An 11,087-nucleotide genomic window follows, 5' to 3' on the forward strand; every position below is an offset into this window, starting at 1 on the left:
TATATTCATATTTAGTACTTATCACATAAGCTATGCATAACTCGCACTCTCCGCGACTTAAACCACCAAGGGCAGCCATGGATCTCTCAACCACGATCATTATTATTTCCCTTGTAAGTATCTGTACCTCAGCGATTACCGCTGTCACAGGCATGGGCGGCGGCATACTGTTGTTAGCTATTCTACCAAGCCTATTGCCAGCTAAAGCAGTTATTCCTATTCATGGGGCTGCTCAGTTATCCAGTAACTTGAGTCGATTCGTTTTGGATATCAAAGAGACCTGCGTAAAGCCTGTGCTGCTGTTTACAGCGGGGTCGTTGTTTGGGGCGTATTTTGGGACGTTCTTTCTGGCAAAAGTTAACCTTGAGATAATTCCGTTGCTGATGAGTCTTTTCATCATTGGCATCATCTGGCTCCCCATTAACAAGCTACTCAATTTGATACCGGGGAAGTACTTTTCTTTAGGAGTCGTGCAAACAGCTTTGTCATTATACGTAGGTGCAACGGGCCCACTCAGTACCTCAGTGCTGATTAGTGACAAATACAGCAGTAGCCAAGTGATTGTTTCGAATGCGGCAATCAACACCGTTTTAAACATCATGAAGCTGATAGTTTTCTTTAGCTTAGGCTTTGCGTTTGCGGATTACTATTTGCATATTTCAGCACTGATAGTTTGCACGACCTTAGGCTCTTATCTGGGCTCTAAGGTACGAAAGCGCTTTAACGAACAGCTAGTCAGAACGCTCTTGAAAACGGTCATCACTCTATTCTGTATCAAAAATATTGCTGTGTATTTCTATAACTAACTTACCACTGATTTTTGATTCGCCCAAAACTTCAAACTCAGCGCAATAACCGCACAAATAGCAAAGCCAAGCACTAATGGCAGTACTGATTGCTCATAAAAACCACCAATAAATACCCCTACAGGCACTGAAATAATGGTTGATAAAGAACCAATCACAGCAGCACCTGTCCCTGCATTTTTTCCCAATGGCTCCATCGCTATCGCGTTCATATTACTGAATAGAATACTCAAGCAACAAAGCGCGCAGGCAAGATAAAGTAAGTACGTCCATAATGGTGGCTGGCCGTTACTTAGTAACACCGGGATTGTATACAGTACCGATGAGACGGCCATGATGATTAGCGCATATTGGGATAACAAACGCATACCGTGCTTGCCCACTAATCTTGAGTTAACAAAGGATGCAACACCCATAAAAAAGGCCAGTGCCGCAAAGCAAAGTGCAAACTTTATACCTAGCTGGTATTGGTCTTGTAAGATTGCTTGAGCAGTACTTAAGTAAGCTAACAGTGGCCCACTAACGACTCCGATAGCAATGGTATAACCTAACGTTACTCGGTTACTGCACACTGTAATGAAGCCATTTTTGATGCTGTCATAGCTAAACTTTTGACGGTCTTCAACGCTCAATGTTTCTGGTTGTCGAGTGGCAAACCAAACTGACAGGATTACTGCTACTACTAATAAGGCTACAAAAATACCGTGCCAGTCACTGATGTAAATCACTAATTCACCCAGCAATGGCGCGATCATTGGGACGGCTAAAAAGACCATCATGGTCAATGACATCACTCTCGCCATACCCCTACCTTCGTACTCATCTCGGATAAGTGCCATGGTGGATATGCGTGGCCCTGACGCGCCAACACCTTGTAAAAACCGTCCTAGTAACATGGTATTGAAGTCGGTGGTGACAAGACATATGAGCGTGCCAACAATGAACGTTGCCATGCCGATATACAGTGAATTCTTTCGACCAAAGCTGTCGCAGATAGGGCCAAAAATCAACTGACCAACCCCCATGCCTAAAAAGACCGAGCTGATGATGAGTTGGGTGTCGTTTGGATCTTGGACTGATAGATACTCACCAATCATGGGTAACGCTGGCAGCATCATATCGATAGCGAGAGCAATGAGTGAGGTGATTAGCGCCATGAGGGCAATGAATTCTACGAATGGGAGGCGCGCGGTAGGGTTGAATATTTTCACGGTGGTTCTACTTTTTATAGGGAGAAGTGTCGGTGGGACTTTACTCGCTTATGAGCTTGGCGTCATACAAAATCAGCTTCATATTCTTTCTATCATTTGAGAATGTATATTCTTCAACACACAACCATCGAAGATGCTTAGCACTTGCGGCCCATCTAACTAGTGCCTAGTTTCTTTGACATATTGTAGCCCGAAATAGAGAAACCAACTTCTTGATATAGTTTTAACGCTCTTTGGTTTTGATATGCAACTCGTAATTTTATTTGCTCAATACCAATCGATTTCAATTGTGATTCAAGAGCACTAATTGCCGACTTCCCGTAGCCATGATTACGACTGCTTGAGAAAATGAAGAAGTCATAAATAAACGTCGATTTATCACTTGTGTTAATCGAGTGCCACAAATAGCCAATCAACTCTGAATCCGATTCGATGCACAACAGTTCATGGTCGTTAGTTTCCAAACCATTAGGAAAACTACGAAGAAGATCCTGATTAGCTAACTCGATCGCCCTATCCATTGAGTGACCATAATTCTCAGCTATTTCACGGCTGTAATCATCAATGAAATAGTCACAGTACGCTGGATATTCACTTGAGGTCATTGGTCTGAGTTGAATCATGTCTAATCCCTAAAATTTAACAGTTCATTAAGAAGAGCCAAGAGTTTCTAATGTACTATCAGGTCTTAAACCTTTGTTTTCTCATGGCACCTTAGCTTCAGCTTAAGTCATTAAACTCTAACATATTCCCTCCCAGTGGCGAAAAATCAAACGCCTACTCGTAAGGGTTTCAATCACTTCTTTGCGTGCTTACTAGCTCAAGTAGTTAGCGATCACTCTTACTCATAGAGCCAGTAAATAGGCTCTCTGATACCCCATTGAGTCTCCTTCATCAAACTAAAATGATTTTTTAACAAACATCTATTAGTATGGTCCTTCGCCCTAAAATCTAATACCAATAAGGAATATGCACGGATGACTAAAACTACTATCGATGCACAAGTCTCGCCAACTCGCCATTTAGGCGTTTTGTCTAAAATGGAAGTGAACCGGCTGCTCGACCAAAGTCGCGGTAGTGTGTTCCGTTTATACCGTCAGTGTTCGCTTGCTGTTTTAAACTACGGTGACACCTCGGACAACGCTCAAGAAGTAATGGATCGTTATGAGAAATTCGATATCCAAGTGACGTCAAAAGAGCGTGGTATCAAGCTAAATGTGACTAATGCACCAGCGACGGCATTCGTTGACGGTACGATGATTAAGGGTGTCAATGAGCACTTGTTTTCGGTGTTGCGTGACATCGTATTTAGCCATGACTCAATCATCGAAAACCCTAAGTTTGACCTATCTAAGTCAGATGATACGACAGATGCAGTCTTCCATATTTTAAGAAATGCGGATGTATTACACCCAGAAACAAACCCACAGCTAATCGTTTGCTGGGGTGGACACTCCATTTCTCGTCTGGAGTATGACTATACAAAGCGTGTTGGTTATGAGCTAGGTTTGCGTGCGCTCGACATTTGCACGGGTTGCGGCCCAGGTGCTATGAAAGGCCCAATGAAAGGTGCGAGTGTTGGCCACTCAAAGCAACGCATTACTACAGGTCAATACCTTGGTTTAACTGAACCGGGCATCATCGCTGCTGAGTCACCAAACCCTATCGTAAACGAATTAGTTATCATGCCCGATATCGAAAAGCGCCTAGAAGCGTTTGTTCGTACAGGTCACGGTATTATCGTATTCCCAGGTGGTGTGGGTACTGCTGAAGAGATTTTATATATCTTGGGTATTTTGTTGCACCCAGAGAACAAAGGTATTCCTTACCCATTAGTCTTTACTGCGCCAGAGACATCAAAAGATTACTTCACGCAGATTGATGAGTTCATTGGTGCGACATTAGGTGCTAAAGCTCAGGCATTGTATGAGATCGTTGTTGATGATCCGGCACATGTTGCAACAATCATGCAGGAAGGCATGACGAAGGTGCGTAAGTACCGTAAAGAGCACAGTGACGCGTATTACTATAACTGGTTGCTAAAGATTGATCGTGAATTCCAGGAGCCATTCATGCCTACGCACGAAAACATGCGTAACCTTCCTATTCATAAAGACCAAGAAAATCACAAGCTAGCGGCTACGCTACGTAAAATGTTCTCGGGTATTGTGGCGGGTAACGTGAAGGAAGAAGGTCTCAAAGCGATTGCTGAGCATGGTAACTTTGAAATCAAAGGTGACAAAGAGATCATGGATCGCATGGATAAAATGTTAGCCTCTTTTGTAGACCAAAAGCGCATGAAAATCGAAGCGGATACTTATGTACCTTGCTACACTTTAGTTAAGTAAAGCCCCTTCAGTAAGCTAAATAACTTAATAGTCTCTAGCGACTCCCTCACTACAGAGACTATTAAGCGTTCTTCGAGCTAACTAATAAACTGCGGTACTTTCTTAATTTCATTTTCATCAAGATTAGTTTCTGTCAGAACTGATGAACAGCCTCTACATTCGTACCTAACCGGAAGTTTTAAAAGCTTCTTTCTGATGAACCCTCTATGAGTTCGCTTTAAGTTGAAGCTTCCGCACTTTGGACAATAGTGTTTAGAGGTTAGATTACTAAGTACCTTATCCACAAACCGACTCCTTTATTTTTCTCATTAAATAGAGACCACCAAAAGCGGTGCCTCTAGAAGTCATTCTAGTCTTTTATTGTCCACAGCAATTAGAATCCTAGGACATAAATGGTTAAAATAAGGACTTTATGTGCCTAAAAACAACCTCATATACTCATAAAAATTACCACCAATAGCTCATTATTGTCGATTACAATATGTATCAAAACCTACCTATAACTATACTTTGGCAGATATTGCCTAAACCTCATTACAACCAACTAGGCCCTGCTAGGGTCTTTGTAATAAAACGAGTAAACAAATCAAAGTTCATCGCACATGTAAACGCGAAACCCCACGCTGCACCCGTCAAATGCGCCATGTGACCGATGTTATCGGAGGCTGCTTTGTCCTTGTACCAAGAGTAGGCAACGTAAGCCACACCTGCGAGAATTTGCGGTATCGCGATGATTCCGTATAAATAAAGGTTTTGCCAAGGATCAAATACAATCACCGCAAACACAACGGCTGATACGCCACCAGAAGCACCAAGCGCAGCATAACTAGGGTCAGATTTGTGGCGTAAAAAGCTAGGAATAGACGCGACGATAATTCCACCGAAATACAAAATCAGGAAATTAGTCGCTGCCGCGTCACCGAATACCGCTGGGTAATAGTATTTTTCGATAGCACTACCAAATGACCATAAGACGAACATGTTCACACCCAAGTGCAATACATCTGCGTGTATAAAACCGGAGCTTAAAAAGCGATACCATTGGCCGTGCTTTTGAATCGTGACAGGATGAAACAATAGCTTTGATTTAGCGGCTGAGTTGTTCATCAGTGCGAACGAAATCAAACACGTAATCGCGACAATAATATTCGTCAGCGTAAAAACATCGGGGTTCATAATTTAGCTCAGCGGTTTGTTGGGTTAGCGGGATATTATAGAGTGTACATCAGGGGTAAGATAATACTGTAAGTGAGCCACATAATAACCGACAACGGGACACCTACACGCAGGAAGTCGCCAAAGGTGTAATTACCCGCACTCATGATCAATAAATTCGTTTTGTAAGCCATTGGTGTGGCGTAACTCATGTTCGCGCCAAATAGCACAGCCAATACAAATGGCTCAGGGTTGAGCTGCAATGTCGTTGCGATACTTACGGCAATCGGTGTGCCTATAACAGCAGCTGCATTGTTAGAGACCACGTTAGTAAAAATAGCCATAAGCAATATAAGACCGCTCAGAATAATGGGCGCTGGCGCTCCAGCAGTAGCCGCTACAAAGCCATTAGCAATAAGTTCACTGGCTCCAGTGACAGTCATCGCACTACCCAGCGCTAAGCTCGATACCACGATCATGATCACTGGAACATTCATCGCTCGGCTAACGTCACTCCAACTCATGCACTTGCTTAATAGCATAAAAAGAACACCAATAACCGCACTGACTGCGATAGGCATAATCCCAACGGCCGCCGATGCAATTACCGCAAACATGATCATAATCGTCAATGGCGCTTTCTTTGATTGTGGTAACTCAATACGACTGTCTAACACCAAAAACTCGTGCTGTGACTTAAGCGTATCGATATCTTCACGACTACCTTGAGCCAACAAAATATCGCCTAACTGCAGGTTTAGATTGCCTAAGCCTGACGGCATTTCATGTATTTTTTCTCCACCACGATGCACCGCTAAAGCGATCATTTTGTAGTTTTCGATAAAGCGTGATGCTTGTAGCGTTGTTCCTAACAATGGCGAGCGCTGATCAATAATTATCTCGATAACGGTTTGATCACCTTCCGTTAATGGGTGTTCCTCATCGACACGGTGGTCCTTCGCGTAAAGCACTGTATCCGTCATTTTCTCTAACGTTTTAAGTTGCTCAGGTGTGTCATGTACTAATATTTTATCGCCTGCTCGAATAATAACGTCAGGTAAGGGAATAATAAACGAGGTAGCAGAGCGTCGGATTTTCCCAACTTTTAACTGGCCTTTAGTCGCTTTAATCAGCGCTTCAAGTGTTTTGCCAACAGCGCTACTTTCCTCTGTTACAAGTAACTGTGCGGTATAAACACGGCTACTCGCATCGGTTAATGGTAAGTCACGCTCAGGTAACATCTTAGGTGCAATTAACCACAGAAAGCCGATCCCCACTACCGAGCCACATAAGGCCGGTAAGAAAAAGTCAAAGACGCCCATGGCTGGCAAGCCTAGGTCATTTGCTACACTGACCACTAACAAGTTAGTCGAGGTACCTATAGTTGTCCCCATGCCGCCAATCAAGCTGGCGAAGCCCATTGGCATAAGCAGCGCCGCAGGATTTGATTTTGTTTTTAGCGCGACACTGACGAGGATAGGAATAAGCAACACAACAATCGGTGTGTTATTGATGAAAGCACTCAACCCTGCAGCAATTAATAGTGTGGTTAGTAATGATATCGATGGACTGACTGCCCACATTTTTGAGAGCAACTGCCCCACTGGTTCTAAAGCACCGGTCTTAACCAGCCCTGTCCCCAACACCATTAAGGCACAAACAGACACCAATGCTTCATGACCAAAGCCATAGAAAAACGACACCGTTTTAAAAGGTGTCATTACGCCATCTACTTCATACTCATAAGGGAATATTGAAAACCCAAGGGCTAACAGGCACAGCACAATGAGTGCGGAGGTTTGTAGCGGGAGCTCTTTACGAGTAAAAAGTACTAAAGCAAAAAAGGTCAGTACCAGTACGGCCAGGGCATGAGTATCGGGCATGTAGACGAGAGTTTCCTTTTAAACACACTTTAAAAATGAATGCTGCGAATCACTAGCAAGTCTAATGACTCATCAACGCTGCTATTTTTCCGCAGTATATAACAGTGAGCCTTTAGGTACACGGCTGTTTAGCTTATATACAAGCTTGGCTATAACATCGTCTTATCGTGAGTCATCGGCGAGGCTAGCAAACGCTTATGCTCGCTAACCTGAACACGGCTAGGGGCAAATGCCCTTTCTAAGGCGGGCAAACAAAGGTAAGGATCTAAGCCTGCACAAAAGAACACATCAATCGCAATCATCTGCTCTTCGTACCATGTGTTGATGCAAATGTGTGACTCGGCCAAAATCGCAAATGCAGTGACACCCGCATGTTCACCAAACGTTGACAGCTCAAGCTTAAGCAGCGTTGCGCCACTCTCCTCAACAGCCGCTAATATCGCTGAACGAACAACCGCTTCATCATCCGTATGTTGCGCTCCCCACATATCAACAAACAGGTGTGTTCCCGCATATTGAATGCCATCGGGGCGGCGACGTAGTGCGCCTTTGGTTGATTCTGTTTTACTCAAGAGCTAAACATTCCGATCAGTTTATTGAGTGGCTAAGTTGAGGTTTACACTCAATAAAGTCAAGCAGTGCATTAGCCGTTCGTTAAGACTTTGCAATTCAACGCATCACTCGCGGCATCTACACTCTTAGGCACCAAACGAACATTGCCTAAATCAAACTGAGCCTTGCCCGCAGTAAATAACAAAAATGGCGTATTCATCTTTTGGTACTCCATGCCATTATCTGCAAAACACGATAACGGTATTTTCAGCGTTGACCACTTGTTTGAAACTGCTGGCAGGAAGTCATTTATTTTGATTTGTGCCATACATGGATACACACAGTGCTGCGCTAGCATCATGCTAGACGTTGGCAATTGGTGCATTCTAATATCAAACTGCAAGGTTGCATCAGCATTTAAATAACGCTGTTGGTTCTGCCCTAACTCATCCGCGTACTGTGTATAAATCTGCGCAGGACTCTTTCCATTAAACGTCACTGACACAGCGTCATACTGACTTTGATAATTAATCGGCTTTGTGGACACAGCACCTTGGTTTGTCGCCTGCTGAAGCGATACATCTAACCCTTTCCAATCATTCGCTTCGCCAGAGATATTGAGCACAAAGTCGTTACCCGATGCTTTTCCATAAATATCTAATGGAATCGTCGCGACAGCCGTGTCAGCTTCCGTTTGGCCACAACCGTAATCACGCGTATCCAATGGAAGCTGATCTAAATCTAACAGCGCTGTTGTCCCTTTGGCATATGACAAACCATAGCCGTAAGCAAATAGTGGCTTGTGCTCTCCTGTAAGCCCTTGCTCCCACTCTGGTGTCACGTAGTTCTTAATATGCTGAGGTTCGCGGTTAATAGCCGTTGAACATGACGTATTTGGCCAGCTGTATGACAAACGCCCAGTAAAGTCAGCACCATTCACACTATACAATGCATCGGTGATACCACCTGCTTCTGTTCCCGGTAACCATGCTGCGATGAATGCATCTGAGTGATTGATCTCCTCATTGACATACATCGGACGGCCCGACAAAAAGAGAGTGACCACTTTCATACCGCGTGCTTTTAGCGACTTAACCGTTTCCAAATCTGCCGCATAAGCCGCTTTTAACTTTGCAAAACCAATAGTTTGATGGTCTTTAATATCACCCACCACTTCAGCGTAAGGGTCTTCACCTATCGCGACTACCGCAATCGTGTCATTAGTTATTTTATTAACATCCGTAATAACATTCGACGCGCCAATCTGTGCTTCCAACGCCATTTTTAACGTCGTTGCACCCGGGAAGTCCGCAATCGTGTTTTCCGTACCTTGCCACGTCAGCGACCAACCACCGGTTTGTTTTGGCAGATTCTCTGCCGCACTTCCTGCGAGATACACTCGTTGAGTTGCTTTAAGCGGTAATACATTATCTTTGTTTTTCAATAAGACGAGAGATTTAGTCACGGCTTCACGCGCTAATTGGCGGTGTGCTTTTGAGCCTAAAACACCCTCTTTAGCCGCTAATGAGCGCCCTGAAGGCTTAGCCTTTTCCCATAACCCTGCTCGCATTTTTACTCTTAAAATACGCGTCACCGCATCATCAATCCGCGAGGTCGCTATCGTGCCGTCATTTACCTGAGCGACCACGTTTTTGTAAAACGCCTTCCAGTCGGAGCGAGCCGTGACCATTATAATGTCATTACCCGCATTCACTGCAGCAGGACAGTTCGACGACTTACAGCCGTTAACTTCGTTATGACCATTCCAATCGGTCACTACGACACCGTCAAAGCCCAACTTACCCTTAAGCACATCTGTAATTAAGTACTTACTTCCATGGAGCTTTTTATTGTATTTCCCCGTGCCAGTTTGGTCGTAGTTCGCATCGTTATGCCATGAATTAAATGAGCTCATCACCACTTGCGCACCAGCCGTCAAGCCTGAGAAATAACCTGCGGCATGTAGATTGATTAAATTCGCTTCTGACGAATAGTTTTCACCTCGATCAACCCCATTTTTAGTGCCGCCATCACCTACCCAATGCTTCACAGTAGAGATAACTTTTGAGTCTGATTTCAAGCTTGCGCTGTCGCCCTGTAAACCTTCAACCATTTTACCTGCATAGTTAAAGATGATTTCTGGGTCTTCTGAGTAACCTTCGTAAACGCGCCCCCAACGATAGTCGCGCGGTGCGGCAACAGTTGGTGCAAACGTCCAATCTAAACCCGTTGCAGCCACTTCTTTTGCTGTCGCCTGCCCTATGCGTAAAATCAGTTCAGGGTCATTTGCGGCACCTAAGCCGATGTTATGCGGAAAAACTGTCGCACCGAACACATTATTATGACCATGCACTGCGTCAGTCGCCCACATGAATGGAACTTTAAAATCACGGTCTGCATAAGCGCTATCTAACGCTGCCCAATATTTATCGGCGAGTAACACCCAATCTTTTGCGCTAGCGTGCTTATCGCCATTTGGCCAAGAACCGCCGCCATTGAGTAGCGATCCTAGTTTGTATTGTTTGGCTTCTTCTGGGGTAACATCGTTTAAGTTAGGCTGAATCATCTGCCCCACTTTTTCATTCAATGTCATCTTCGCGACAATGGCGCTAACTTTAGATTCGATCATTGGGTCTTTACCGATACTGCTTTTAATCGCAGGCCATTCGACGTGCTCCATATTCGCAACTAGTGCTTTGCGGTTTGCTTGTTGTAAGCTTGGGAAAAGCAGGCAACCCGGTAACAGAATGGTTATTAAAAAAACCGGTGATAATTTAATTAGCGTCTTATTCATGTATCACTCACGACAGTAGAGGTTTGATGACTAATAAAATTGCATATTAACGAGCGCTACTGGTAGAACCTCACGTAGTCCACCATCAAGTATTGAGGAAATACCGTACTTGAGTCTGGAGCCCCCGCCCAATTGCTACCGATCGCTAAATTAATAATTAAATAGAAGTCTTGATTGAATGGGTAAATATTACCGCCCACATCCTCTTCACCGACTGAATGAAATAAAATATTGTCGATATACCAACGAATAACATTTTCATCCCACTCGACACTACAGCCAAGCCTAAACAATATCTTTTCATCATTTCCCAAATTTCACTCATAAAAAAACCACCG

Annotated in this window: 9 protein-coding genes; 2 read left to right on the forward strand and 7 right to left on the reverse strand. The window is 44.0% G+C overall.

What is annotated here, in order from left to right:
* Positions 1-77 precede the first annotated feature (77 nt).
* Entirely contained in the window at positions 78-806 is a 729-nt protein-coding gene (locus DKT75_RS09245; RefSeq protein ID WP_158278826.1) for a sulfite exporter TauE/SafE family protein, read from the forward strand.
* Here DKT75_RS09245 and DKT75_RS09250 read toward each other — a convergent pair.
* Both DKT75_RS09250 and DKT75_RS09255 read right to left on the reverse strand, forming a co-directional pair.
* On the reverse strand, positions 803-2,017 hold the full coding sequence (locus DKT75_RS09250) for a multidrug effflux MFS transporter (protein ID WP_211665311.1): 1,215 nt from the start codon (positions 2,015-2,017) through the stop codon (positions 803-805). The two genes, DKT75_RS09245 and DKT75_RS09250, sit on opposite strands and share 4 nt — an antisense overlap.
* A 155-nt stretch (positions 2,018-2,172) precedes the next feature.
* Entirely contained in the window at positions 2,173-2,640 is a 468-nt protein-coding gene (locus DKT75_RS09255) for a GNAT family N-acetyltransferase (protein ID WP_109823147.1), read from the reverse strand.
* 354 nt (positions 2,641-2,994) lie between these two features.
* Between DKT75_RS09255 and ppnN the strand changes: the two genes are divergently transcribed.
* Positions 2,995-4,365 carry a nucleotide 5'-monophosphate nucleosidase PpnN gene (gene ppnN, locus DKT75_RS09260; protein WP_109823148.1) on the forward strand — a complete coding sequence of 457 codons (1,371 nt, stop codon included), beginning with the start codon at positions 2,995-2,997 and terminating at the stop codon, positions 4,363-4,365.
* 534 nt (positions 4,366-4,899) lie between these two features.
* On the opposite strand, the gene DKT75_RS09265 is transcribed toward ppnN, so the two are convergent.
* The 5 genes from DKT75_RS09265 to DKT75_RS09285 form a co-directional block, all read right to left on the reverse strand.
* Positions 4,900-5,541, reverse strand: a complete 642-nt coding sequence (locus DKT75_RS09265; RefSeq protein ID WP_109823149.1) for a rhomboid family intramembrane serine protease — start codon at positions 5,539-5,541, stop codon at positions 4,900-4,902.
* Positions 5,542-5,576: 35 nt separating this feature from the next.
* The gene (locus DKT75_RS09270; RefSeq protein WP_109823150.1) at positions 5,577-7,403 is read right to left on the reverse strand and encodes an SLC13 family permease; all 1,827 of its coding nucleotides are present in this window, start codon (positions 7,401-7,403) and stop codon (positions 5,577-5,579) included.
* A 149-nt stretch (positions 7,404-7,552) separates the two neighbouring features.
* On the reverse strand, positions 7,553-7,975 hold the full coding sequence (speD, locus tag DKT75_RS09275) for an adenosylmethionine decarboxylase (RefSeq protein WP_211665313.1): 423 nt from the start codon (positions 7,973-7,975) through the stop codon (positions 7,553-7,555).
* Positions 7,976-8,046: 71 nt separating this feature from the next.
* Complete coding sequence (locus tag DKT75_RS09280; protein WP_245923150.1) at positions 8,047-10,749, reverse strand: glycoside hydrolase family 3 protein; 2,703 nt, start codon at positions 10,747-10,749, stop codon at positions 8,047-8,049.
* Between the two features lie 56 nt (positions 10,750-10,805).
* Positions 10,806-11,063 (reverse strand): glycoside hydrolase family 16 protein, encoded by a 258-nt coding sequence (locus DKT75_RS09285; RefSeq protein WP_109823151.1) that lies wholly within the window; start codon positions 11,061-11,063, stop codon positions 10,806-10,808.
* Positions 11,064-11,087: the final 24 nt, after the last annotated feature.

It is taken from the genome of Leucothrix arctica, from assembly GCF_003172895.1.
Lineage (GTDB): Bacteria > Pseudomonadota > Gammaproteobacteria > Thiotrichales > Thiotrichaceae > Leucothrix > Leucothrix arctica.